Annotated in this window: 20 protein-coding genes; 8 read left to right on the top strand and 12 right to left on the bottom strand. The window is 45.8% G+C overall.

Features of this window, described 5'->3' with window-relative positions; genetic code table 11:
• Positions 1 to 4: 4 nt before the first annotated feature.
• Positions 5 to 697: a hypothetical protein gene (locus NFI81_RS17200; protein ID WP_234611243.1), complete on the bottom strand. Its 693-nt coding sequence runs from the start codon at positions 695 to 697 to the stop codon at positions 5 to 7.
• Positions 698 to 826: 129 nt separating this feature from the next.
• On the opposite strand from NFI81_RS17200, the gene NFI81_RS17195 reads away from it, so the two are divergent.
• On the top strand, positions 827 to 3,082 hold the full coding sequence (locus NFI81_RS17195) for an ATP-binding cassette domain-containing protein (RefSeq protein ID WP_234611244.1): 2,256 nt from the start codon (positions 827 to 829) through the stop codon (positions 3,080 to 3,082).
• A gap of 22 nt (positions 3,083 to 3,104) precedes the next feature.
• Here NFI81_RS17195 and NFI81_RS17190 read toward each other — a convergent pair whose 3' ends face one another.
• Both NFI81_RS17190 and NFI81_RS17185 read right to left on the bottom strand, forming a co-directional pair.
• Positions 3,105 to 5,450, bottom strand: a complete 2,346-nt coding sequence (locus tag NFI81_RS17190) for a GAF domain-containing protein (RefSeq protein WP_234611245.1) — start codon at positions 5,448 to 5,450, stop codon at positions 3,105 to 3,107.
• Positions 5,451 to 5,672: 222 nt separating this feature from the next.
• Entirely contained in the window at positions 5,673 to 6,797 is a 1,125-nt protein-coding gene (locus tag NFI81_RS17185; protein WP_234611246.1) for a DUF4249 domain-containing protein, read from the bottom strand.
• A gap of 226 nt (positions 6,798 to 7,023) precedes the next feature.
• Here NFI81_RS17185 and NFI81_RS17180 point away from each other — a divergent pair, with 226 nt between their 5' ends.
• The gene (locus NFI81_RS17180; RefSeq protein ID WP_310590131.1) at positions 7,024 to 7,293 is read left to right on the top strand and encodes a type II toxin-antitoxin system RelE/ParE family toxin; all 270 of its coding nucleotides are present in this window, start codon (positions 7,024 to 7,026) and stop codon (positions 7,291 to 7,293) included.
• Positions 7,181 to 7,627, top strand: a complete 447-nt coding sequence (locus NFI81_RS17175) for a helix-turn-helix domain-containing protein (RefSeq protein WP_374759790.1) — start codon at positions 7,181 to 7,183, stop codon at positions 7,625 to 7,627. Before NFI81_RS17180 ends, NFI81_RS17175 begins: the two co-directional genes overlap by 113 nt.
• 5 nt (positions 7,628 to 7,632) lie before the next feature.
• Here NFI81_RS17175 and NFI81_RS17170 read toward each other — a convergent pair whose 3' ends face one another.
• The 3 genes from NFI81_RS17170 to NFI81_RS17160 are packed head-to-tail and all read right to left on the bottom strand — an operon-like array spanning position 7,633 to position 10,591.
• Positions 7,633 to 8,430 carry a LytR/AlgR family response regulator transcription factor gene (locus NFI81_RS17170; RefSeq protein WP_234611248.1) on the bottom strand — a complete coding sequence of 266 codons (798 nt, stop codon included), beginning with the start codon at positions 8,428 to 8,430 and terminating at the stop codon, positions 7,633 to 7,635.
• Positions 8,427 to 9,506 (bottom strand): sensor histidine kinase, encoded by a 1,080-nt coding sequence (locus NFI81_RS17165; RefSeq protein ID WP_234611249.1) that lies wholly within the window; start codon positions 9,504 to 9,506, stop codon positions 8,427 to 8,429. Before NFI81_RS17165 ends, NFI81_RS17170 begins: the two co-directional genes overlap by 4 nt.
• Positions 9,503 to 10,591, bottom strand: coding sequence for a sensor histidine kinase (locus NFI81_RS17160; RefSeq protein ID WP_234611250.1), 1,089 nt, complete (start codon positions 10,589 to 10,591; stop codon positions 9,503 to 9,505). Before NFI81_RS17160 ends, NFI81_RS17165 begins: the two co-directional genes overlap by 4 nt.
• A gap of 308 nt (positions 10,592 to 10,899) precedes the next feature.
• Between NFI81_RS17160 and NFI81_RS17155 the strand changes: the two genes are divergently transcribed.
• Positions 10,900 to 11,289: a LytR/AlgR family response regulator transcription factor gene (locus tag NFI81_RS17155; RefSeq protein ID WP_234611251.1), complete on the top strand. Its 390-nt coding sequence runs from the start codon at positions 10,900 to 10,902 to the stop codon at positions 11,287 to 11,289.
• A gap of 122 nt (positions 11,290 to 11,411) precedes the next feature.
• On the top strand, positions 11,412 to 11,624 hold the full coding sequence (locus tag NFI81_RS17150) for a hypothetical protein (protein WP_234611252.1): 213 nt from the start codon (positions 11,412 to 11,414) through the stop codon (positions 11,622 to 11,624).
• A gap of 2 nt (positions 11,625 to 11,626) precedes the next feature.
• Here the strand turns inward: NFI81_RS17150 and NFI81_RS17145 are convergent, their stop codons facing one another.
• The 6 genes from NFI81_RS17145 to NFI81_RS17120 all read right to left on the bottom strand — a co-directional run bounded on the left by NFI81_RS17145 (position 11,627) and on the right by NFI81_RS17120 (position 21,805).
• Positions 11,627 to 12,574, bottom strand: a complete 948-nt coding sequence (locus tag NFI81_RS17145) for a D-2-hydroxyacid dehydrogenase (protein ID WP_234611253.1) — start codon at positions 12,572 to 12,574, stop codon at positions 11,627 to 11,629.
• A gap of 147 nt (positions 12,575 to 12,721) precedes the next feature.
• Entirely contained in the window at positions 12,722 to 15,103 is a 2,382-nt protein-coding gene (locus NFI81_RS17140; protein ID WP_234611254.1) for a M1 family metallopeptidase, read from the bottom strand.
• Positions 15,104 to 15,140: 37 nt separating this feature from the next.
• A complete protein-coding gene (locus NFI81_RS17135) occupies positions 15,141 to 15,752 on the bottom strand; it encodes a HupE/UreJ family protein (protein ID WP_234611255.1) in 612 nt (203 codons plus the stop codon).
• A 210-nt stretch (positions 15,753 to 15,962) separates the two neighbouring features.
• Positions 15,963 to 17,312, bottom strand: coding sequence for a beta-helix domain-containing protein (locus NFI81_RS17130; RefSeq protein ID WP_234611256.1), 1,350 nt, complete (start codon positions 17,310 to 17,312; stop codon positions 15,963 to 15,965).
• Positions 17,313 to 17,381: 69 nt separating this feature from the next.
• Entirely contained in the window at positions 17,382 to 20,198 is a 2,817-nt protein-coding gene (locus NFI81_RS17125; RefSeq protein ID WP_234611257.1) for a TonB-dependent receptor, read from the bottom strand.
• A 116-nt stretch (positions 20,199 to 20,314) separates the two neighbouring features.
• Entirely contained in the window at positions 20,315 to 21,805 is a 1,491-nt protein-coding gene (locus NFI81_RS17120) for a M14 family zinc carboxypeptidase (RefSeq protein ID WP_255717216.1), read from the bottom strand.
• Positions 21,806 to 22,087: 282 nt separating this feature from the next.
• Here NFI81_RS17120 and hisH point away from each other — a divergent pair, with 282 nt between their 5' ends.
• The 3 genes from hisH to hisF are packed head-to-tail and all read left to right on the top strand — an operon-like array spanning position 22,088 to position 24,188.
• Complete coding sequence (gene hisH / locus NFI81_RS17115; protein WP_234611259.1) at positions 22,088 to 22,678, top strand: imidazole glycerol phosphate synthase subunit HisH; 591 nt, start codon at positions 22,088 to 22,090, stop codon at positions 22,676 to 22,678.
• A 10-nt stretch (positions 22,679 to 22,688) separates the two neighbouring features.
• Positions 22,689 to 23,411: a 1-(5-phosphoribosyl)-5-[(5-phosphoribosylamino)methylideneamino]imidazole-4-carboxamide isomerase gene (gene hisA / locus NFI81_RS17110; RefSeq protein WP_234611260.1), complete on the top strand. Its 723-nt coding sequence runs from the start codon at positions 22,689 to 22,691 to the stop codon at positions 23,409 to 23,411.
• A gap of 3 nt (positions 23,412 to 23,414) precedes the next feature.
• Complete coding sequence (gene hisF / locus NFI81_RS17105; RefSeq protein ID WP_234611261.1) at positions 23,415 to 24,188, top strand: imidazole glycerol phosphate synthase subunit HisF; 774 nt, start codon at positions 23,415 to 23,417, stop codon at positions 24,186 to 24,188.
• Positions 24,189 to 24,209: the final 21 nt, after the last annotated feature.

The following is a 24,209-nucleotide window of genomic DNA, read 5'->3' as shown; positions in this document are numbered from 1 at the left end:
GGAGTTATTCGAAGAGCAGAACATTTTTGAAAATACCAATCCCTTCCAGCGTGACAATGCTTCGGCCAGCACGCAAAAATCCGGGAAGAGACCAAGAATTATAAAGCCGCTTTATTCTGTTCGCCTGCAGTAAGTGCATTTTTAATTTAAGCCGATCTTTTTCAATTCCAAAGGCATCGTTTAGCATTTTACTCCACGAGCAAAAACACCGCAAAACGGCCATCGAAGTACGCCCTGTGATAATTTTCAATGTCTGAGTCAGAGGCAGGCGGGAAAGATAACCTAAGCTTATGTTTTTCCGAATCAACTGCACAGAGCCGAAGATCCCGATCACAAAGTACAGCCCAAGAAGCCATCTCAAATGATTGTGTCTGACCGGTTCAAGTCGATACAACTCGTAAGTCAGAATAAGCATAAAAGGGATAAAAAGGACCAAATACATCCCCGCATTGGCCTTGGTGATAAGCCAGAAAGAGACCAGTAATGCCAGGGAATACACTTTTAGAAACCTTCCCACAATCCCCTTGAAAAACTCAGACCGTATAATGCCCTCTTTTTCAAGCCAGTAAGATTGTTCACCAAACCATGCGTCGTCACCAGTCGGAAAACGATTTATATAAGTAGAGAGCGTAAGGACAACGAAAAAAAGAAGCAAGCCGACCAGATGGATCTTTCGGAGTTGGGTAACTGGAATCATTTAAATTTTTTTCAGGAAGTTTACGGGAAAAATGCCTTTTTGCATAATGGATCGGGTAGGGTGCAGGTGATTTCGGGATCTGCACCTTATTTGTTCTGGTTTAAGCCATGAATCATAAAACAAAAAGCCATGTCCCAGGAATTTATTGAAATCCGCGGTGCTCGTGAGAACAATCTCAAAAATGTGTCACTGAGCATTCCCAAGCGTAAAATTACGATTTTTACCGGCGTCTCCGGGTCCGGAAAATCTTCCATTGTTTTTGACACGATCGCTACCGAAGCGCAGCGACAGTTGAATGAAAATTTCAGCATGTTCATCCGGAATTTTCTGCCTAAGTATGCGCAACCTCATGCTGATGCCATCGAAAACCTCAGCATGGCCATTGTGGTGGATCAGAGGAGGTTGGGAGGAAATTCACATTCTACATTGGGCACGATCACGGACATTTCGCCGGTTTTGCGACTGTTATTTTCGAGGATCGGGCATCCGCACATTGGCAATTCCAATGCATTTTCATTCAATGATCCGCAGGGAATGTGCCCGGAATGCAATGGCATCGGCAAGAAGATGGGCGTTGTGGCAGATTCGTTTCTGGATATGTCCAAGTCGCTGAATGAAGGAGCGGTGCAGGTTCCGGTGTTTGCAACCTGGGAAAAAAGCAGTTACGCGAGCTCCGGATTTTTTGATAATGATAAAAAACTCTCTGACTTCACGGATGAGGAAATGAACCTGCTGCTTTACGGAAAAGACTTGAAATTCAAGTTGCAGGTTGGCGGAGGAACCATGAATGCAACTTATCTGGGGGTTATTGAGAAGTTTGAAAAAGCATATATCAAAAGGGACATTAAGACATTGTCCGAACGGACGCAGAAGACCGTTGCGCCATATATTGCCCTGAAACCCTGTACGTCCTGCCATGGTGCGCGGCTGAGCCAGGCCGCATTGGGCTGTAAAATCGATGGCAAGAACATAGCGGAAATGTCTGCTATGGAGGTTTCTGAATTGGTGTCTTTAATAAAGGAAATCAAAGATCCCATGGCCACATCCATGGTAACCACATTATCCGAAAGATTGCAGCATCTGGTGGACATCGGCCTCGAATATCTGAGCCTGGATCGGGAAACCACCACATTGTCTGGCGGTGAATCGCAGCGGGTGAAGATGGTTAAGCACCTGAGCAGCAGTCTGATTGATGTCATGTATATTTTTGATGAGCCCAGTGTAGGTTTGCATCCGAGAGATGTACACCGGCTGAATGAACTGCTTGGAAAGCTGCGCGATAAAGGAAACACGGTAATTGTGGTTGAGCATGATCCGGATGTGATCAAAGTCGCCGACCATATCGTGGATGTGGGCCCGCACGCGGGAAGCAAGGGCGGAAACATTGTTTTTGAAGGCAGTTTTGCTGATCTCGTGAAAGCGGACACGCTTACCGGCCGGCATATTAAGCAATCGTTGCCTTTGAAAGAAAAATCGAGGAAACCTTTGGGGAAATTGTCTGTAAAAAACGCAAAGATCAACAACCTTCATAATGTAAGTGTGGACATTCCCACAGGCGTGCTGACCGTAGTAACCGGCGTGGCGGGTTCAGGAAAAAGCTCGCTGATCAATCACGTATTTTTGAAACAACATCCCAAGGCGATCGTCATTGACCAGTCGGCCGTGGGCACGTCTACACGTTCGAACCCTGCTACGTATACGGGTGTGATGGATGATGTGCGCAAGGCCTTTGCGAAGGAAAATGGCGTGAGCGCGTCGTTATTCAGTTTCAACTCGCAGGGCGCCTGTCCAAACTGTCAGGGCCTTGGCGTAATTTACACAGATCTGGCTTTTATGGATGGCATTAAAACACCTTGTGAAATCTGTGAAGGAAAGCGGTTTAAGGAGGAGGTTTTGGCTTATAAGCTGGACGGGAAGTCTATTTCAGATATTCTGGAAATGACCGTCCTGCAAGCATTAGATTATTTTACCCAAAAAGATATTCTTCATAAGTTACAGGCAATGAGCGATGTAGGGCTTGACTATCTCACCCTCGGCCAACCCCTCAGCACATTGTCGGGTGGAGAATGTCAGCGTATCAAGCTCGCCAGCGAACTGCACAAAAATGGCAGCGTGTATGTCCTCGACGAGCCTACGACCGGTTTGCATATGTCGGACATCACGCATTTACTTTCCATCATGAACCGCCTTGTGGATGCAGGAAATACCATGATCGTGATTGAACATAACCTGGATGTGATCAAAAATGCGGACTGGATCATTGATATGGGCCCGGATGGCGGCACAAAAGGAGGAAACGTCGTTTTCGAAGGCACGCCTGTAGAGTTGCTGAGCGCAAAAGGATCCATTACCAGTTCATATTTAAAGGCTGCTAGTGGAAAATAGGGATTTCGAAGTCTGTAATGCATTATTTATACACAATCCCCATTCTCAATGCATGAAGCCCGCTCAATCCCTGCAGATCTTCTAATTCCAGGTGCTCTGTTTCGGGAGTAAGGGCGTTGGTTTCTTGTAAATAGCTGATAAAAGGCAGGTAATCCTCAATATCCCTTCTGTTGAAGAATATTAAGGCGATTTTGTCGGGCTGGGTGAGGCGTTCGTTGGTGTTGCGGATGTGCACTTTGTCAATCCGCTTCTTAATCATTTGATAACGAATATTGTATGCACCTTCAACATCGAATTTTCGTTCATCAGCACGGAAACTGATGTCGATCATGTGGTTATGAATAAAAATGAGCTGCGTAGTCGAAAGCGCTTTTGGCATATCGGGCAAAAGCGCTTTCGTCATTTTTGCAATCGAGATCATGGAAGACAATTGCCACAGTCTCAGGTTTTTGAGGTGAAAATTATTAAAGGGTTTATGAGGACTGATTGATTGGCCGATGTAAATGTCATATTCAACGCCATCCGTCCGGAATTTCTCAAAATAACAGGGAAACGGCTGCTGCAGCTTGTCTTTTTCAGATTCAAAATAATTATTTACTGAATCGTTGATCATTTTCATAGAGGTCTCAAAAGCGCTGCGGTTACTGAAAACTTCACCGGTTTCGAGCTGCGTTGCATTTAAATATTCCGCAATGATCGCGCTGGTTTCGGGTTGCTGGTCGGATAAATGGGCCAGGTAATCCCGGCTTTCGTGTCCCAAAAAGTTGTTCAGATTATTTTCTCCCGCGCTGCTCCATTCTTCCGATTGCAATGCGTGCTGCCACTTTTTGCAAGTGTAGGAAAGCTCTTGCATGAGTGAAGAATTGTCCCAGCGCTGCAATGCGGAGAATGTATTGCTCAATAAATTGAGGTGGGCATCAAGATCTTTGGCAATGGCCGCATTTCTTTCGAGCGTCGAATTTCGGATATCAATCGCGCCGTAAAGCGGATATACTTTCCTGAAAGTGATCGGCTCCGTTTGTCCCGGCAGATTTTTCTTTTTTTTATGCAAATAATGCCAAGCAGCCTCATTGAATTTCCATTGCACGGCAGGTTGTATGGACGTAAACTGCTCCTTGATAATGTTTTCCAATTCCAGGTTAAACTCGTCAATATAAATCTGCAAAAGCTGGCCGATCGGCTCAAATGCGGGTTCGAGCATGGACAACGTCTTTTCGTCAAAAACCTCATCCTGCCAGGTGTGCACGCATAAAACTCCAACCAGGCTTTCATCAAAAAATACAGGCAGCAAAGCCAGCGAACGTACGCCCTCTTTTCTGAAAGCCTCCAAAAAAGCGATCTGCATTTCCTTTGCACCGCCGATATCCGGGGAGTAAAACGAAATGGGCTTGGCTGCATATCCCTCGGCTTGCTTGGAAAAAGCTTCCGGAGTCAGCCGGTCCTGGCCCCAAACCCTGAACATGATGCCTGTTCCGGCGGTTTCATAACCGTAAACAGCCCGCTTATTAACCCGCACAAAAGGGAACATATCAAACTCGATCCGGTTGTTCTGAACGAGCGTTTTGAGCGAATGGATAATGTTGTAATAGCGCTCCGCTTCCTGCCCCGGAATACGGTTGAGCCTTATTTTCCTGATATTCTCAACCGCTGTCCTGCTGGTAATGTCCGACACATTCAGCACCGAAAACCCCCTGAATTTGAACAGATCCAACGGGAGCACGTTTTCAAGCAGCAAATGACCATTTTCTTCACTAAATCGTGCGTACAGCTCGCCAAAATCGAGCTTAGGCAACTCACTTTTAGGCGTGATCTCTACGAAATCAGTGTTTACAAAAACTTCAAAATATCGCAACAGCCCCGTTTCCGGATTTGTCCAGGCGTAATATTGCTTGATTTTTGCAGGGACCTGAAAGTTGTAGAGCCGCTGCATGATCAGCGTATAAATGACATGCAGCCGCTCTTTGAAAAAATCGGCGGATGATTTCTTATTGATATAATGATCGGCGTCCAACGGCTTTTGCGTCAGCATTTCGTAAAGCGAATTCGTCCCGTAGAATATTTTCGGATTCAAAGGAAAGCTTAGCGCCCAAAGAAGCTCCTTCTCAGACGAAAGCACAGAGGAAACACAGGAATATATGTGTTCCAAAAAGCCTTCATATTGCCCGATATCATCCAACGGAATGTCGGCTTCGGGAATGTTATGTTCCTTAAAATAGGCCAGGGTCTGATGGTAAAAGGCCGCTTTGGGCGTTGTTTCTTTCGCGGCCCGTTGCGTTACAAACCGGACGAACGGCATAAAAGAAATGGCAGCATCAACATTCAATCCTGGGGACTGAAAGCCGGAGACATCCTGAATTTTTACTTTCATGTTGGTATACGGGCCAAGAGTCGAAACCAAGAAACATTCGAATATCTAAAATTAATTATTCAACTCAATTATTCTCTCCACATGGACCTGTGCCAGGAAATGCGCGTCATGCGAGATGACAAGTAATGGGCAGGTCGTCCACTCGCATTTGCCTGATTGATATAAGGAATGGATGTTTTAGTGTGACTTCCATAAACAGGGAATTCGGCGCAGGAAGTTTGCTTACCAGTAGGAGGGCTTTTCCAATGTTCCGCCTTGTGTGCGGCAATCGGTGCATTCACTGGGCGATCCTAGTAAGAATTCACTTCGGAGGCCTGCGTAAGCGATTAGCAATGAGGTTGTTTCCAGTCCGCATTGTCTGCTGCTCATGGGATTGCACACGACGTCAAATGTATCTGGCATCATGCAGGACGGGTATCTGCCCAGTCGCGGCGTAATGGTCAGCCTTTTCGTTTCTTCGGTTGAAGCACTGAAATAGCCAAAAACAAGATCTTGCCCATTGGTGCTCTTAATATTGCCGGTAACCTGTGAAGGCTGAGGGTCGAAAAGCGTTCCTGTCCCCTGTGTCGTTTTGGAAAGGCTCGTCCAGTATTCAAAAGCAGGCCGGGACAGGCCATATTGCTTCACCAGCACGCTGTATTTCATAAAGAGCTTGTTGGTCGAAACCGGGACTTTAAATAGTGGAAGGTCTTTAATAATGTCGCTGGACAGCTTGACGGTGGTTCCCAGCAGGATACTGCCGGATCTTTGATTTCCCCAGCAACGGTTAATGTCAACCTGCCTGCCGACGTATTTTTTGTCGATTACTTCGATTGCCGTCTGGTATGCAGCGCGATATTCCCAGGTTTCCTCAAATTTCCAGCGGTAGAACTGGACTTTGCCCTGCGTATCATGCGCATTGACATAAAAGACCATTGCGTCCTGAAAACTGTCAAATTTAGTTGTCAGGCTGTCGATGGCGGGCGTCACGCTCACTTCCACAAACTCGGATAAATATTCCTTGGCGTCGCCTGTCTTGATGCGGAGCCGGTATTTTCCGGCCATGTTGTATTGTCGCGGCGGAAGCACATAAAGCCCGGGTTTTGATTCCGTAAATGCGTTTATCTCTCCCGATTCTGCTTCAACAGACAGTTCGGCACCCGTTTCAATGGTTGGGCCAGCTGTTTGATTCACGTTTTGCGTTCGCCTCAGTTCAATTCTGCTCGTGTCCTGGCCTACATTAAGGAATCCATCCACAACAAGGTGATTTTCAAGAGAATTGACCTCAGGCGGAGAGAAAGGCTCGATGCAGCTGTCCATAAAAAACAGCAAGACAAAAGAAACAAACTTCGGTAAACGATATCTCATAACAACTTTTCTTACTAAGTTCTGAAATTGTCAGTTAATCAAGAAACAATAGACCTGATTTATCATCAAATGGTTACTTAATTGTTGTGATGCGGCATCAGCTCTTTGTGAAGTTTCTAAATTTAGAAACTTTGTTTACCTTTGTTAAAAGCATATTGACTTGCAATATTTTCACACACTATTTTTAGAAGAAGCAGAACATTTTCTTGCTACGCTTTCACCGAAAGTGGTCAGGAAGGTGATCTATAATATTGATCTTGCCGAAAAGACGAACGATCCCAGACTGTTCAAGAAATTAAGTAATGATGTGGGGGAATTCCGTACAAATTATAGCGGGGATTGCATCAGATTGCTCGCGTTTTGGGATAAAACCGATGGCAAAAATACCTTGGTTGTTGCAACGAATGGTTTCATCAAAAAAACGAACAAGGTTCCGGGTAATGAGATTGAAAGAGCTTCAAGAATCAGAGCAAGATATTTTCAGAGTAAATCATAATAACGTTATGGAAAAACCGGCAATAAAATCTTACACGCTTGCCGAAATGAAAGACAAATATGTCGGCAAAGCAGGCAGTGCGGAGCGGGAAGCTTATGAATATGAACTTAGTATGGATGTTCTTGGGCGAATGATTAAAGCAGCCAGGCAAGAACAGAATCTGACACAGGAACAATTGGGGAAGCTTGTTGGTGTCCAGAAAGCCCAAATTTCTAAAATTGAAAGCAGTAGCAATAGTGCCACGATTGATACGATTTTAAAGGTTTTCAGGGCTTTGCAGGCAGAACTCCATTTCAAGGTGCAATTTAAAAATAACTATATCCAGCTCAGATAAGCCTCCTATTTCCCCATCCATTTCTTAAAATCATTCGTTTTCTCCCTGCTGACGATGGATTCTTTGTCGAAGGTTGGTTTTAGGGTTAGGGCGAGGCGGTTGTTGTAGTAGGGCTGGATCTGGGTTACGGACTGGTGCGTGACGATGAGGCCGCGGTTGATGCGGAAAAAGCGATCCGGGTCCAGAAATAACTCCATTTCGTCCATGCGGTAATCAACGACGAACTTTTGTCCCTGCAGGTTTTTGAAAAAACTGACACCGTCGTCAATGTAGAAATAGGCTATTTCCGAAATCTCGACAGAAAGCATTCTGGCGCCTTGCTTTACCAAAAAGCGTTTCCGATAATCAGTCGCAGGTTGCTGTAATTGAAGGTTTTTGAGAATGTTTTCCAGATTGGCAGGCAATGCAGGAATTTCAGATTTTCGCTGGCTTCCGGTGAGGTCGTAAAACTTTTTAATACTGCGCTGCAAATCCTCCTGCTGCACGGGTTTAAGCAGATAATCAATGCTGTTGACCTTGAATGCCTGCAATGCATATTCGTCGTAAGATGTCGTAAAAATCACCGTGCTCCTGATCTCCACCCGGTTAAAAATCTCAAAACTTTGGCCGTCTGCCAGCTCAATGTCCAGAAAAATAATGTCAGGTTCGGGATTACCACTTTCGCGGTTTTCTAAAATCCACTCTACCGTGGCTTCAATGCTAGGTGTAATGCCTTGGATCACAAACTCAGGAGCGCTTTCTTCCAGCAATTTCGTGAGTTTGCGCACGGCAAGCTTTTCGTCTTCAACAATCAGAATATTCATTGGTTTTCAGAATTTTGCATGAGCAACGGCAATAAAACCGTGAAGTGATCGGCACTCAGGTCAATCACGGGCTGCCTGTCGGATAGCAGTTTGTACTTGGCTTCAATGTTGGCTAGTCCCAGCTTGGTTGATTTCACGCGTGTTGATTTTTCCAAAAGGTTATTTCGCACTTCCAACTGGTCATTTTCGAGCGAAGTGATCTCAATGAGCAAGGGTTTTTTTTCCAAAATTGTGTTATGCTTCACTGCGTTTTCAACCAGCAATTGTAATGTTAATGGCGGAATATATTTGTTTTGAGCGCTATCGCTAACATTGATGACTAATTCCAAACCCGTATCGTGTCTCGTTCGTAAGAGGTGATAATAGGATTTTATGAAGCGAATCTCAGTTGCTAATGTGGTGAGCTCGTGTTGGTTGGTCTGCAAAAGATAGCGGTAAACTTTCGCCATCTCATCCACAAATTGCTCTGCCCTGGCCGGCTCGTCGTTAATGAGCGCCGATAATGTATTCAGGCTGTTAAACAAAAAATGCGGGTTAACCTGACTTTTCAAACTTTGAAGCTGTCCTTGCAACCCGGCCTTCTTGATGGCTTCTTTGTTGATTTTGATCTCTTTCCATTTGCGCAGCGAATAATTTACTTCATACAGGCAGGTCAGCAGCAGGACGGCGAGCAGTTCAAATAAATAGACATTAACCATTTTTTCAGCATCCAATTGTGCATTCAGCGGGCGGAACCTAATGATGAACAAGCCGTAAACGGTAATATAAACGCCTGTAAGGATGCAAAAAGCGAGCGCGGTGTAAGCCGCTCTTTTTAATGAAGAATGTATTGACGGATATTTCTGAGCAATGTATTGCGCAGCCCAATCATGCGGGACAAAAGCCAGAATGGTCATGGACAAAACCATTAATGTGCCCAAAATAAAGTTGGAAACGCTCGCAAAATAAGGGTCGCCGATCAGCAAAAAACTGATCGTCGGGACAAACCAGGGCACGAGCAGGACAAACATCCACCTGCCGAAGAGGCTGAGCCAGATCAGCTGACCAATATGCTGAAATCTGTAAGTCCGTATCATGTATAGATCAATGGCAAAAGCACTGTAAATTCAGATCCTTCCTCCTTGATCTGAATGGTTCCTGCCTGGTTGAAAAGCATTTTATAGCGTGATATCAAAGTGGCGAGCCCGGCATTGCTGGATGGCATACGCACAGCCCTTTTCTGCAAATTATTGATCACTTCCAGCTGGCCGGTCGCAGTGGTGCGGATATCGATTCGCAGCGGATGATCGGCGGAAACAATGTTATGTCGGATCGCATTATCGATCAGCGTTTGCAATGTTAGTGGCGCCATTTGACCATTTAAGCAAAGGTCCGCGGCCTGGATGGAGATGCATATGCCGTTTTCGAAACGCGTTTCCAACAAATAAATGTAGGAGCGAATGTAGCGCAACTCGGCATCCAGGGTTACCATGCTTGTCTCACGGTCGGGGCCGTTGACGCTCAGCAGATAGCGATAAACTTTGGACATTTCATCCACAAATTTTTCCGCCGTAGCAGGAGATTCGGAGATCAGGACAGAAAGGGAATTAAGGCAATTGAACAAAAAATGGGGGTTAACCTGCTGTTTTACGACTTCCAGTTCCGAAAGCAATTGTCGCTGCTCCATTTGCTGCAACTCATCCTGATTGGTTTTCCACTGCATAAATGTATATGCCAGTTCCGTAAGCCCGGCGCCAATCAGCGAAGCGGCCAGTAACAGAAACACTGACCAGATCGCCCGTTCACGCTGTAATGAAAAGCCAAACAAATGAACCTCATCGTAAGCCAGCAAAACCAGGATCAGGATGGAAACATTGATGATGGAATAAAGTACAAACCAGAAAACCACGCGGAAAACGGATTGGTGTGTGTCGGGGTAAATTTTAGCGATAAAAATGGCAATGATCTGATTGATATGGTTGGCTATCAGGCAGAGGATCAGGTTAATGAAACTCCCGCCCAGAAAAATTTGCAGATGTGAAAAGTAAATGCTTCCCCACATCAGGTAACCCACCACCGGAACCAGCCAGGGAATGACTAACACGAGAATGAAGAAGTTGAGACGGTTTTTTCGAAGTGTATCAAAATACTTATCGAAATACCTGAACCGGATTTGCATCATAGCGAAAAACTGAACAGCAAAAATAGGAATGCAGGCAAATGCACAGAAGCGGATCGTCTGTCAATTGTAATAAAAATGAGCTGAAATGTCGGAAATGTTCATCTAAACTGCTTACCCAGATCTGAATATACGTTTTTCGTAAAAACACCTTACATACAGGTCATCCGCCAAAAAGTGTATTACAGATACCAAATCTGACAGTACGGATAATATGTATTTCCAACCGCAACGTTTGCAAGCGAATTTTGTGTCATTCTAATAGCCAGGGCAAACCCCAAAAAATCATTTAACTATTTATCTATTAAGCCATGAAAGCAACATTAATGAACCCATTCTCCTGGATCGTCAACCCAGCAAACATTGAAAATGCTAACCTCATCGCCGTGCATATGAACGGCAAGATCCTGTGGGTTTCGGCACGGGAGATCACACATCTGGAAGGCGAAGGCAATTACACATACATCCACACCCGCCAGGGCAAGAAACACCTTGTTTCGAAAACGCTGAAAGTGGTGATGGAAATTTTGAACGTGGAATTTATCCGGATCCACAAATCATATATCGTTAACCCGATGTATGTTACGGCGCAGATCGAGCCGGATACGCTTCTGCTGAGCTGCGGCCGCAAGGTGCCCATCGCCAGAAGAAGAATGCGCGAAATCCAGGAAATGCTGGTAGGCGAATATGCCGCGGCGTAGGATTAGCAGTAAGGAATATATACGTGAGCCCCGGATTGTAAAATCCGGGGCTTTTTTGTGTCCGTGAGCAGCGGGCACGGATATTTAGGTTTGTGACAAAACCATTAAACGGAGCATTTACTATGGCTAAGAAAGCGAAAAAAAAGGGCGGCACGAAAGCGAAAACAAGCACCAAGAAAAAGAATAAATTAGGTGTTAAAAATTCCCTTGTCAACAATATCAATGCCCGCAAGAAAAAAGGAACTTCAAGGCCAAAAAGCAAAAAAACCGTTAGTAAGAAGTCATATGTTAAGATGAAGAAAAACTGGGGTAAGGGGAAGAAGACGAGGAAGTAATCTTACGAAACCACATTCATGGGCTCGTTGTGCATGAAACTTTCCAGGTTATCGGCGACCATTTGCAACAGGCGCTTTCTGGCTTCGAATGTGGCCCAGGCAACGTGAGGGGTGATGATGCAGTTGGGGGCGGAAAGTAGGGGGTTGTCGGCTTTGGGTGGCTCGGTGGAGAGGACGTCTAGTCCGGCTCCTGCTATGATGCCGTTTTTCAATGCTTCGGCGAGGTCACTTTCCTGGATTAGTGGGCCGCGGCCGGTGTTGAGAATAATAGCGTTTCGCTTCATGCGCGCCAGCCGTTCTTTGTTGACGATCTCTTTTGTTTCATCGGTTAATGGGCAATGCAGGCTTACTACATCACTTTTTTCGAATACTTCTTCCAACGAAACCATTTCAACTCCATCGGTAGGCGTTGAGTGTTTCCGGTAAGCAATCACCTGCATTCCGAAAGCCAGGGCGATTTTAGCAACCTGCGATCCAATGTCGCCCAAGCCGATAAGGCCCATCGTTTTACCGGCCAGTTCGGTTAATGGTGTTTTCCAATAGCAGAAATCCGGTGAAGCAACCCATTCGCCGGCAAAAACGCTTTGGCTATGCAATTCCGCATGGTTAACAACTGCCAGCAGCAACGCGAATGTCTGCTGCGCCACAGAAGCCGGGCCGTAAGCCTTCACATTCGTGACCGTAATGTTGTGTTTTCTGGCAGCATTGATGTCAATGTTGTTGAAACCCGTCGCCATCACCCCAATGTATTTCACTTTCGGCAACTGGTCCAATATCGCTTCGGTAAGCACGACCTTATTCACAAGCAGCACTTCCGCGTCCTTCGCGCGTTTCACGATTTCCTCCGCATTGGAGCGGTCGTAAATATCTGCGTGCCCAAGTTTATGAATCGATGCCCAGTCGAGATCGCCTGGATTTAAGGTGTAGCCGTCTAGGATTGCAATGTTCATTAACTTTTTGATTTATAAGTGCTTATGCGCTGAATGTTGAAATTACAAAACTCCCATTTGAGATTACATTAAATCAATTTTGAAATACATAAAAAAACCTCCCCGAAACAAGGCTCGGGGAGGTTTCGTTTTTATTAATTACGTTCTCTAATTCTTTGGATCCGTTGTGATTTTCCCGGCGCCGGCTCCCTGCATTTGCATAGGGTTTGGTGCTTTTTTTAGTTGCTGCTGTTTGAAGATCTGGAATCTTGTTGGGGCTGCAATGCGCGGGAAAGCATTGTTTTCCGTGTCAATGTCGGCGATCTGCTGGTAAGGATCCAATGTCCATTGTACCACTTTCTTTTTGGAAGAAATCACCTTATTGATCTGCGCATCGTTAAAGCGCCAGATTTCTGCCGGGAATACGGCCACAGAATCCGTGCCGTCTTCGAAGCCCATTTTTACAATCACCGGCATCGGTAAACCGCCTTTGTTCTTAATGGAAAGCGTGTAAAAATTGCTGTTCTCCTGCATCAGGGCCTTTTCGTTCTCCGAAAGTGAGGCCAGATATTGGTCATACTTCTGCTTGTCGGCCTCGGTAACCTTGAATGGATCGTAGCGATTATAGAAATCGGCCATCGTGGAATCCTGCGCAACCACTGTTTCGCCTTTTGTTTTGGCATCCTGAATCTTACTCATCGTTTCCTGCTTGCGGGCTGCTTCTTTACGCGCTATCTCTTTTTCGATTGCAGGGTTCTGCGTATCAATGCTAAACCAATCCACACTTACCAGATCCTGGTCCACAGGCTCGGTGCCGTAAAACCAGCCTTTCCAGAACCAGTCCAGATCCACGCCCGAAGCATCTTCCATGGTGCGGAAAAAGTCGGCTGGGGATGGGCTTTTAAATCTCCACCGAGTCGCATATTCTTTGAATGCATGATCGAACAGCTCGCGGCCCATGACAGTTTCGCGAAGAATGTTCAACGCTGTTGCTGGTTTTGCATATGCATTTGGCCCTAAGCCAATTACATTTTCAGCCGAAGCCATAATAGGCGTCAAAACCGATTTGTCAGAGGACATATAATCCGTGATCTGGTTCGGCTCGCCGCGGCGGGTTGGAAAGTTGAAATCCCACTCTTTTTCAGCCAGATATTGACAGAAAGTGTTCAAACCTTCGTCCATCCAAGCCCATTGACGCTCATCGGAATTGACGATCATCGGGAAGAAATTGTGTCCTACTTCGTGAATAATCACGCCGATCATGCCATATTTTACGGCCTCGCTGTATGTTCCGTCCTCTTCCGGACGACCGCCGTTGAAACTGATCATCGGATATTCCATACCACCGCCTGCAACGCCATGGCAGGAGATTGCAACAGGATAAGGATATTCAAATGTGCGCGCGCCGTAAGATTTCAATGTGTGCGCAACTGCCCTAGTGGAATATTGCTCCCAAAGCGGGTTCCCTTCTTTTGGATAAATGGACATACACCAGATCTTGCGGCCGCTTTTGTAAACATCCGTTTGCATAGCGTCCCAGATGAACTTCCGGCTGCTCGCAAACGCGAAATCACGCACATTGTCCGCTTTGTACACCCACGTTTTCTTGCCTGGATTTTTATTCTCGCGCTTCTCTGCTTTCTCCGCTTCGGCCTGTGTAACGATCAAAACGGGTGTTTTGGAAGTTTCGGCTTGCTTCAAACGCTGCTTTTGCGCTGCGGTTAACACTTGTGCATAGTTCTGACATTCGCCGCTTGCTGCCACCACGTGGTCAGCAGGGGCGGTGATGGCGACCTTATAATTTCCAAAAATCAATGCGAACTCACCTTGTCCTAAAAATTGCTTGTGGTTCCAGCCGTTGATGTCGTCGTAAGGCGCAAGGCGTGGGAACCAGTGCGCGATGAAATAATTGGCATTCCCGTCTTTTGGAAAGAACTCATAACCGCTGCGGCCATAATATTCGGTAATGTAATAAGTCCAATCTACGCCAAAAACGAAGCTGGTTCCGGGTTTCATGGTGATCGGCAAATCAATGCGCATCATGGTGCCATTGATCGTGTAAGGCAATGCTTTTCCGGCCTTGTCTTTTACAGCGCCGATTTTATATCCATATTCTGTTTTTGGGTCCAGCGATGACCCTCTGCCGTTGTTCAACGCAGCCAGCTGCGCCGGGCTCATGCCTTTTTCGTTGATCGCGCCGGTCCTGGAAGTGGCGCCTATGCCGTCTTTTTTGAAAAGGTTTTGATCCAGTTGCAGCCAGATGTATTTCAGGTCGTCCGGGGAATTATTGAAAAATGTGATGGTTTCGGAGCCGATAATCTGACGGTTATCATCGTCAAGCTCCACTTTAATGTCGTAATCGGCGCGTTGCTGCCAATATTCGCGTCCCGGCGCACCGGATGCTGCGCGGGTGGAATTGGGTGTCGGAAGTGTAGTTCCCAGTTGTTCAAAGCGGTCGTTGGCTTTGTAATTGGGGTTTACAGGAAGCTGTTGCGCCATTGCAGGCAGCGTAAGCAGCAGAATAAGTAACGATAGAAGTGATTTTTTCATGTTTAGCAGGTTGTTGGAAATAATGCGGTTTTTATAATCAGGCCAGAAGACTTTGCAGGAACTCGTTATTAATGATCAGAGACAGCGACATGCCTACGATAATGCCGGACAAAATATTGATCCAGTTAACGCGCTGCACACGAAGCAGTTCTATCATCACAAAAGCAATGGAAAGAATGATAAAAACAATGATCAGCTGCCCGAGTTCAAGTCCGATATTGAATCCCAACAGCGGATTCACAATGTCTGCTTCTTTGCCTAATAATGTCCTCAAATAATTAGAAAAACCCAATCCGTGGATCAGACCAAAAAACAATGCGATCGGATAACGGATCTGCGATGATTTTTCATTGGGACTAAAAGAAGCCTTTGGGACTACATAAAAAAAATTGAGCGCGGCGGTGATGACAATGGTAACCGGGATCAGCAGCTCAATCCAGTCCGGATTAACATTCACAAAGCCTAATGTCGAAAGTGCAAGCGTAATGGAATGTCCGATCGTGAAAGCGGTAACGAGGACGATCACTTTTTTCCAGTCGATGAGCGTGTACACTGTGCAAAGCGCCATAATGAATAGAATATGGTCGTAGCCAAGAGAATCGGTAATGTGGTTGAAACCTAGTTGTAGGTAAGCCTGGAATTCGGACATTAAATAGTTTTAAAATTAATCAGCATTTGAATAAATACTTGTCAAGACAAAAAAGCGAACTCGAATATATTCTATTCAACTCATTATTACAATAGAAGTGCTAATTGAGCACATCATTACGACGGGTAAAGAAAACATCAGGCACAAAAAAAAGACCGGAAGCATTTGCCTCCGGCCTTTCGAAATTCTGACACCAATTATATAAGACTATTATTTTTGAATTTCGTAGTTCGCATTCTGTGGATCCCAGTTAGCCCATTTGTCAGTCCAGTCTGTTGCGCCGAAAGCACCAACTACTGTATTTGCTTCAAATCCTGTTGGCAATGTTGCGCCGCCAGTCAATAGAGCAGAACCTGTTGTTGGAAGAAGACCTGGTTTCGCAGTGATGGAGTTGTAACCCGTAGCCAATTTAAGATCAGCAACAGCAGCCACTTTGTTTTTGCTTGCAGCAGGAGCGAAAAGCGCTAGTGTAGTGCCTTCGATAACACCTTGTGCAGGCGTTCCTGTCAATGCAACTGTGTTTCCATCCATTTTAATCTTTCCGGTTGTGAAGTTTGCGATGGTAGCATCATCATGGATTCTTACACCAGAACGTGGCCATGCACCTGTAACCAAGGTGTTGTAAACCGAGATTGCAGAGTTTCTTCTGATACGCATTGCTGAGGCAAATTTTGCATTGGGCGTTCCTTCTGCCATGGCAATCGTAACGTTGGCAAATTTAGCCGAAGTCTGAGGCGTTGCAGGTGAACCGGCAGCATCATTGTCAGACTCAAAACCATTTGAATCACCAGCCTGGTCAGCAACAGCCGGATCACGAAGTATGAAACCGTACTGAATGTTTCCTGAGAAACCATTATCTGTATCAAAATCATCATCCAGACCACGGTAAGCGATCAAATGTTTTGCATTTACTGCTCCACCAAACCATTCGTATGAATCATCACCTGAGTAAGAAACCTGTACGTAATCAACCTCAGTTCCTGAACCAACGCCACCGAAAGTAAGACCATTGATCTCTTTATCTGTTTCGTAAGCGATACCAGCGAACTCGATACGCACATATTTAAGCTGTCCTGAATTGTCAGCTGCGTCTGTTCCACCAAATTTAGATTGGTTTTCTCCTTCAATTACCGCGTCTGGCTTGTTAACAGGCGCTTTTCCAAGGAGGATCAATCCACCCCAGTCACCTGCCTTGCGTTGTCCGGCTGGTTTGTTTGAAGTAAAAATGATAGGCTTGTCAGGTGTTCCTACTGCTACGATTTTTGCTCCTGGCAAAATGATCAGAGAGCCTTTTTGAACTCCGTCACCTTTAATGATCGTTCCCGCCTCGATGTTAAGCGTTACGCCTGATTCTACATATACAAATCCTGAAAGCAAATATTGGTTGGAAGCATTCCACGTTGTGTTAGCAGTAATTCTGCCTGTAACGGTTTTCATTTCTCCTACCGGAGTTACAATTATATCATCATCGTCATCGTCGTCATCATTTGTGCAAGAGATAGATCCGAAGATTGTAAGCCCCAACATCAGCAAGCTTAATAGTTTACCTGTGTTTTTCATAAATTCAATTGTTTGTTTTTCAGTTTAAAGTTCTTGGTAATAAAAGAGCAGGTCTGTGACCTGTGGCTATTAAAATTTATAGGTAATGCCAAGCGTTGAGTAGCTTCCGCGTTTGTAGCTCTGGTATGTTTCGTCTACGTCTGTAATATTCTGGTCTTGATTGCTGTCCTGGATCAGGCGGAAACGCTGGTTAAGCAAATCCTGGATTCCCAATTTGATTTCCAGGTGTTCTCCCAATGCTTTCACAATGTTCAGGTCAATGATGTTTCTGGCCATTTCATACACTGTTGGCTGCAAATCGCGGTCACCCACCAGGAAGATCCTGCGACCCACTACATTATAAAGTGCATTGACCTGCCATCCGCGGTTCAAATCGTTGTAGTAAACTCCTGCATTGATCAGGTAAGGAGATTGTCCTTGCAACTGACGGTCGTTTTCCTGTCCTGCAAAGCCTGTTAGCACATTACTATTGATCACCGAGGCATTCAGTAACACGCTCAGGTTATCCACGAATGGGGAAACAGTCAGGTTTTTAAGGGATTTGCGCAATTCAAGTTCGGCTCCGGCTGTGTAAGCAGATTTTGCATTATCCACATAGAATGAAACACCTGAACCTGCATAGCGGATACGCGTTTCGATCGGGTTAACGAAGTGCTTGTAGAATGCCGCAACCGAGATCATTTCACCCTCTTTTGGATAGAATTCGTAACGAAGGTCAACGTTCTGGATGGAAGGCGTTTTCAGGTTGGGGTTACCCACGCGGGAAACGTCGAAGTTAAAGTCATAGTAAGTAAATGGCGCAAGCTCGCGGAACTCAGGACGGTTCACAGAAACTGAGTAGGCCAATCTTACCAACGATTTCTCGGTAAAGTTGTACGCCAAGTTTGCCGAAGGCAGGAAGCGCAGGATCGGGTTGTTTACACGGATGCGTTCGCCACTTCCACGCTGTCTGCTTTGCAGTTTCTGAATGTTGTTCTCAACACGCAAACCAACCGAAACATTGAATTTTTTGCTGAAAGGAATGTACGATCCTACATAACCAGCCATCAATGTGTTCTGGGCCGTGTATTTATCGTCCGTATTGGTTCTTTCTGCGTAGTAAAGCTGATCTGCTCCAATGTTTTGTGAGTCAAAAAGCTGTGCTGGTGCTTGTCCAAGCAATTCTTGTGAAGCATTGCCCGAGTTAGTCAGGTTGAACCATCTTGCTTTGAATGCCCTGTCTTTCATTTCACCGTAAGCGCCTGCACGAAGTTTGATCTGCATGCTTTCGTCATCTTCATAGCCGTTGCGTTCGAAACGGTGTTCAAGATCGGCGCGGAATGAGCTGGTGTATTCGGTTAGTTCTGAATAGAATCTTGCACCTCTTGTTAAGCTGGCGTTGCTGCCCGGCACAAGTTCAACCTGGAAAGGACCAGTGCTGCCCATGGCGCGGCTTGAAATAAAGCGGCGGTAATCCGGTTCGTTACGGATGGTGGTTCCCAGTGCGCCCAGCCATTTAAAGGTCGTATGTGCGCCCAGTTCGTGCGTTCCGCCCAACTGGCCTGAGTAGATGCTTTTGGATTCGTAACGGAAGGCGTAGTTCTGAACTTCCGTATCATTGTCCGTATTGTAACCCTGACGGAAGTTTGTTTCCTTGTTCGAAAGCTGGTTGAAGAGGTTTCTGAACTCGATCTTATGATTCGGATTGATGATCAGTGCCCAGTTGGACATTACACCCAGGCGGACATTGTTTTGATACAATTCGTCCTGATATGAGCTTTGGATTGAAGATTTTTGTTTTTCTGTGTCAAAGCTCAGGTAACGGAATTGTGTTGTTGGCAAAAATTGGTGTGTGGATGAATAGTTGACATTGTTGAATGTTGTCAACTTCATGTTACCCAATTCAAATTTATGGTTGTAACCCAATGAAGCACGCAAATCAGGCGTAACTGATTTTGATTTCAGATCAAAAAATTCCGGGAGGTTACGGAATGCGTTCAATGTTGCGTCCGATGGCGAACTTTCGCTTTGCAATCTTCTTGTGGAAGGGAAGCCGTTAGGAAGCGCTCTCTCTGCTGATCCGAATCCAGCCCAGTCCAATGGCGCACCTTTGTAGTCAAGCACATTCTTGAATGTGGTGTTCCCGCGGTAACCGCCCGTCAGGTTGAATGTGAATCCGTTGTCGTCAGGGATTGTTTTTGTATAAATTTTGATAATTCCACCGGCAAATTCACCTGGCAATTCAGGCGCGCCGGATTTGTAGATCATCATCCGGTCAATGGCCGTGCTTGGAATCAAGTCAAAGGAGAAGGACTTTACATCAACCTCGGTGGAAGGCGTGATCGCGTCATTCAACATTACTGTATTATAACGCTCGTTCAGACCACGGATGATGACGAAGCGATCGTCCTGGATAGAAACGCCCGGCACGCGGCGAACAACTTGCGAAGCATCGCGGTCTTGTGATTTTTGGATTTGCTGGGCAGAAATACCCACGGCAATTTGCTCAGCCTGCTTGATTTCGGTGATAACGGAAACGTCTGTGAAGGATTGACGTTGCCCCACGATCTTCACTTCTTCCAGGTTTGCCACATCTTCCTCAATGGTAGTATTAATGAGGACGGCCTGGTTGGGGTAAACTTCAATCGCAATTTCTTTCGGCTTGTAAGAAACGTAGCTTACGATAACCGTTTGTTTTCCCGTCGGGATATTTTGAATGTCGAAATTTCCTTCAACATCCGTTGCTGTGCCTACTGGTGGAGTGGAGCCTTTTAAAACGACGCTGGCTCCGATGACAGCTTCCTTGGTTTTGTAATCGACAATGTTGCCCTTAATTGAACCCGTTTGGGCGTACACCAGTGTTGTGCTGAGCAGGAAAAATAAGATGGAGGTAGTTTTTAAGTTCATTTCTTGTGTCAGAATTATTTTCGACACAAAAGTAGACTCCCAATGTTACCCCAATGTTACCCACATGTTATGGCTCAGTTATTTCGGAATGTGGTTTTTTGTTTAAAATCAGGCACTTACTCAATAATTCCGTTTCCTTCACCTGCCTCAAAATTGTCCAGATCGTACACAAAACCGTTAATGACCGCATACTTGACAACACCGCCTTTTTTGAGGATAAATGTGGCTGTATTGCCCAGTCCCGCCGTGCCGGATGGTGCGGCCTGGCCGCTTCTTAGCACGTGCAGAGGAGTGGTGGTGAAGTAAAGTCCGAGTGCCCGCGTGTTGGAATCAGGGGTGAGACGGACGTAGGTGTAACCCTGTTTGAGCAAGCTTAATGCATTGAGTTTACTGATCTCGCTTACATTTTTATATGTGGTCGGATATACTTTTCCTTTTTCAATGGTCAGTCCGGTCGCGTCAATTTCCTGGCTGCCGAATTGCGGGTGCAGGTCGCCGAAGTCTTCTATTTTGCTGTAATAGAAGAATTTGGTGGCATTGGAATAACTTACCTCATTGCGGTTAATGCCCAGATCTGCCAAAAACGACTTTCCTGACTGCCTAACCGTTGCATTGCGGACTACGAGGTCATAAACCCATCTTCCGTTTTCGGGGATTTTGTAATAATCATCGCGCTTTTCCTTGGTTAAGGAATTGTCAGCGATCTTATCCAGAGCAGAAAGGATTGCCATGAAATTGAGTTTCCTGATGTACTGTTTTTCAGGATCGCCCACATAACCGCCCGATTCAATGAGCACCAATGTTGTGCCCCATTTCTGCACATTATCTCCAAATCCGCGCGGCTCGTGATCATCCGCATAGCGAGCCACCTGACCGGGAATATATTTTTGCAAAACCTTATTCATGCCCACGATCAGCTGCATGGAACGCTCGCGGACGGGATTGATATTGAGTTCGTAATCATAGGAAGTTGCCAGGAAAGAGATCGTCGCAACCTTGGCGCTTCTGCCAGCCGAATAGCGCGGACTCTGGTCGTGCAGGTTGAATCCGTAATCGGGTTTCAATTTGTCCACCAAACCTTTCAGAATAACGGCTTCGGGTGTTTGGCGAGAGGCTGCATCGCGGTTCATATCCACGCCCTGCATGGTGCGGCGCTGGTAACGTTCGGCGCCGTCGGGGTTGAGCATAGGGACAAAATATAAGGTCGTGTTTTCGAGCAGTTCTTTGCGGAAATCATCAAAACCATCGTTTTTGCCTTCCAGGAAATTGAATATATCAAAGCTCGCCATGGTCGCAGTAGGCTCATCGCCATGCATTTGCGTCCATAAAAGTACTTTTTTCTTGCCGTTACCGACTTTGATCATCTGAATGGTCCTGCCTTCGAATGACTCTCCTACGGTCTCAATCTTGTAAAGCGGGTTGCCCTGACGTTTGGCGATGAGCGGAAGGATGTCTTTTTGCTTGAAACGGCGCTGTGTTAATGTGGTCTCGCGGTAAGTGTCGTGAACTTTAAAAAGCCGGTTCGGCAGCTCTTCGGATTGTGCCTGGGATGTAACGGTGGTCAAGGTAAATAGGAAGAAAAATAGTTGTGAAATGAAAATTCTCATGATCATACAAAGCCGTTTTGTAATCGCAATGTACAAGAATTTTCTAAGCAAATTTTAATGTAATATTTGTTCGCATGCTTTCAACTTCTAGCAAATATTACTTACATTTGTGCATGTTTAAAGCTGAAACAAATCATCATTTTCATCAAGGCCATCTGGCTTTCGGACGTCTTGGGTGATGTGTTTTTGCAAGTAGTGTTGTAATAAGGTTGAATACATAGTATCCCAGAAGCCCGATTTTCAAAAATCGGGCTTTTTTTGTTTTGCCTCAAACCACATTGAATGAAAACAGTCATTATTAAATATAACGCCGGCAATGTGCAGTCGGTCATGTATGCGCTGGACCGCATTGGCGCGAGTTACCTCTACACGGACGACGAGGAAGAAATCCGTTCGGCGGATAAGGTAATCTTTCCGGGCGTGGGAGAGGCGAGCACGACGATGAATTACCTGCGGAAAGTCGGGCTCGACAAAGTGATCCCGACATTAAAACAGCCTTTCTTTGGCACTTGCATTGGTATGCAGCTCATGTGCCGGTTTTCGGAAGAAAATAATACCGAATGCATGGGGATTTTTGATGTGGACGTGAAACGTTTTCCAGCAACGCCCAACCTGAAAGTGCCGCATATGGGCTGGAACAACATTACCGGCTATCAAACTGCGTTGACCACCGGTTTGCCCGACAATGCTTATGTTTACTTTGTGCATAGTTATGCGGCGCCGGTTTGCGAATATACTGTGGCAAGCTGCGAATATGTGCGGCCGTTCAGCGCCATGTTGCATAAGGATAATTTTTACGCTGCCCAATTCCACTGTGAAATAAGCGGCGACGCGGGACAGCAGATCCTGGAAAACTTTTTAAAAATCGTATAAACCCGTTGAAATGATTGAAATAATACCAGCCATTGACCTGATCGAGGGAAAGTGCGTGCGCCTTACCCAGGGAGATTACGGGCAAAAAACCATTTACAATGAAAATCCGCTCGAAGTCGCCATGCAATTTCAGGATGCGGGACTGAAACGTCTACACCTGGTGGACCTGGACGGGGCGAAAGCAAAAAAGGTGGTGAACTGGAAAGTGTTGGAGAAAATAGCTTCAAAAACTACGCTGCATGTGGATTTTGGCGGCGGCGTTCAGTCGGATGAGGATTTGAAAGCGGTTTTTGAAAGTGGTGCCAAACAAGCGACCGGCGGCAGCATTGCCGTGAAAAATCCGGAAGTTTTCTTGAACTGGCTTTCGGTTTATGGCGGAGAAAAGATCATTCTGGGAGCCGATGCGAAAAAGGAAAAAGTAGCAGTAAGCGGTTGGGAAGAAGGGACTCAGATTTGGGTTTACGATTTTGTAGAAGAATATGTCGCAAAGGGTGTAAAATACACGATCAGCACGGATGTGGCGAAGGATGGTCTGTTACAAGGCCCTTCTTTTGACCTATATAAAAATTTGCAGGACAAATGTCCTGACTTGAAAATCATTGCCAGCGGCGGCATAAGCGGATTGGAAGATGTGGAAAGGCTGGCTGAAATGAACATTTACGGCGTCATTATCGGAAAAGCGATTTATGAAAACCGGATCAGGCTGAGTGAGTTACAGCGTTTTTTAAATTAAAATATGCTAACAAAGCGAATAATCCCATGTCTGGACGTGAAGGACGGACGGACGGTGAAAGGAGTTAATTTTGTGAATCTGCGTGATGCCGGCGATGCGGTTGAACTAGGCGCATTATATGCTGCGCACGGCGCAGATGAGCTTGTTTATCTGGACATTACGGCAACCGTCGACGGTCGTTCCACATTCATTGACCTCGTAAGAAAGGTTGCGCACACCATTAACATTCCGTTTACAGTCGGCGGCGGCATTTCGTCGATTGCAGATGTTTCTGCTTTGCTGCATGCCGGGGCAGATAAGGTTTCTATAAATTCAGCAGCGGTGAAAAATCCGGATCTGATCAATGAGCTTTCGCTGGAATTTGGCAGTCAGTGCATTGTAGTGGCGATTGATACGCGTTACATTGAAACCGAAAATGGCCATGAGCACATTGTGCACACGCATGGAGGACGCAAACCAACCGAGCTTCGGACCATTCCCTGGGCTAAGGAAGTGGAAGATCGCGGCGCCGGAGAAATTTTGCTGACTTCGATGGACACCGATGGCACTAAGGCCGGTTTTGCTTTGGAACTCACGGCAATGATCAGCGGTAATGCCAACATTCCGGTGATCGCTTCTGGTGGAGCGGGAAATATGGAGCATTTTTATGATGTCTTTACCACCGGAAAAGCCGATGCGGGCCTTGCAGCAAGCATTTTTCATTTCCGTGAAATTGATATTCCGGATTTGAAAAAATACCTTCACGACAAAAACCTTCCGATGCGCATGACGCGCTAACGCGGGATTTTTCAACAATTA

Origin of the sequence: Dyadobacter fanqingshengii, from assembly GCF_023822005.2 — a bacterium.
In the GTDB taxonomy this organism is placed as follows: Bacteria; Bacteroidota; Bacteroidia; order Cytophagales; family Spirosomataceae; genus Dyadobacter; species Dyadobacter fanqingshengii.
Note: the sequence above shows the minus strand (reverse complement) of the source record. Positions and strands in the feature narration are given on the sequence as shown.

What these genes read in the sequence shown, in the direction of transcription:
- NFI81_RS17190 (WP_234611245.1), bottom strand. Translation starts at nt 5,450, where the DNA reads ATGAAAGTAAAAATTCAGGATGTCTCCGGCTTTCAGTCCCCAGGATTG.
- NFI81_RS17140 (WP_234611254.1), bottom strand. Translation starts at nt 15,103, where the DNA reads ATGAAAAAATCACTTCTATCGTTACTTATTCTGCTGCTTACGCTGCCT.
- NFI81_RS17130 (WP_234611256.1), bottom strand. Translation starts at nt 17,312, where the DNA reads ATGAAAAACACAGGTAAACTATTAAGCTTGCTGATGTTGGGGCTTACA.
- NFI81_RS17200 (WP_234611243.1), bottom strand. Translation starts at nt 697, where the DNA reads ATGATTCCAGTTACCCAACTCCGAAAGATCCATCTGGTCGGCTTGCTT.
- NFI81_RS17120 (WP_255717216.1), bottom strand. Translation starts at nt 21,805, where the DNA reads ATGAGAATTTTCATTTCACAACTATTTTTCTTCCTATTTACCTTGACC.
- NFI81_RS17155 (WP_234611251.1), top strand. Translation starts at nt 10,900, where the DNA reads ATGAAAGCAACATTAATGAACCCATTCTCCTGGATCGTCAACCCAGCA.
- NFI81_RS17185 (WP_234611246.1), bottom strand. Translation starts at nt 6,797, where the DNA reads ATGAGATATCGTTTACCGAAGTTTGTTTCTTTTGTCTTGCTGTTTTTT.
- NFI81_RS17150 (WP_234611252.1), top strand. Translation starts at nt 11,412, where the DNA reads ATGGCTAAGAAAGCGAAAAAAAAGGGCGGCACGAAAGCGAAAACAAGC.
- NFI81_RS17170 (WP_234611248.1), bottom strand. Translation starts at nt 8,430, where the DNA reads ATGAATATTCTGATTGTTGAAGACGAAAAGCTTGCCGTGCGCAAACTC.
- NFI81_RS17125 (WP_234611257.1), bottom strand. Translation starts at nt 20,198, where the DNA reads ATGAACTTAAAAACTACCTCCATCTTATTTTTCCTGCTCAGCACAACA.
- hisH (WP_234611259.1), top strand. Translation starts at nt 22,088, where the DNA reads ATGAAAACAGTCATTATTAAATATAACGCCGGCAATGTGCAGTCGGTC.
- hisF (WP_234611261.1), top strand. Translation starts at nt 23,415, where the DNA reads ATGCTAACAAAGCGAATAATCCCATGTCTGGACGTGAAGGACGGACGG.
- NFI81_RS17165 (WP_234611249.1), bottom strand. Translation starts at nt 9,506, where the DNA reads ATGATACGGACTTACAGATTTCAGCATATTGGTCAGCTGATCTGGCTC.
- NFI81_RS17135 (WP_234611255.1), bottom strand. Translation starts at nt 15,752, where the DNA reads ATGTCCGAATTCCAGGCTTACCTACAACTAGGTTTCAACCACATTACC.
- NFI81_RS17145 (WP_234611253.1), bottom strand. Translation starts at nt 12,574, where the DNA reads ATGAACATTGCAATCCTAGACGGCTACACCTTAAATCCAGGCGATCTC.
- NFI81_RS17195 (WP_234611244.1), top strand. Translation starts at nt 827, where the DNA reads ATGTCCCAGGAATTTATTGAAATCCGCGGTGCTCGTGAGAACAATCTC.
- NFI81_RS17160 (WP_234611250.1), bottom strand. Translation starts at nt 10,591, where the DNA reads ATGATGCAAATCCGGTTCAGGTATTTCGATAAGTATTTTGATACACTT.
- hisA (WP_234611260.1), top strand. Translation starts at nt 22,689, where the DNA reads ATGATTGAAATAATACCAGCCATTGACCTGATCGAGGGAAAGTGCGTG.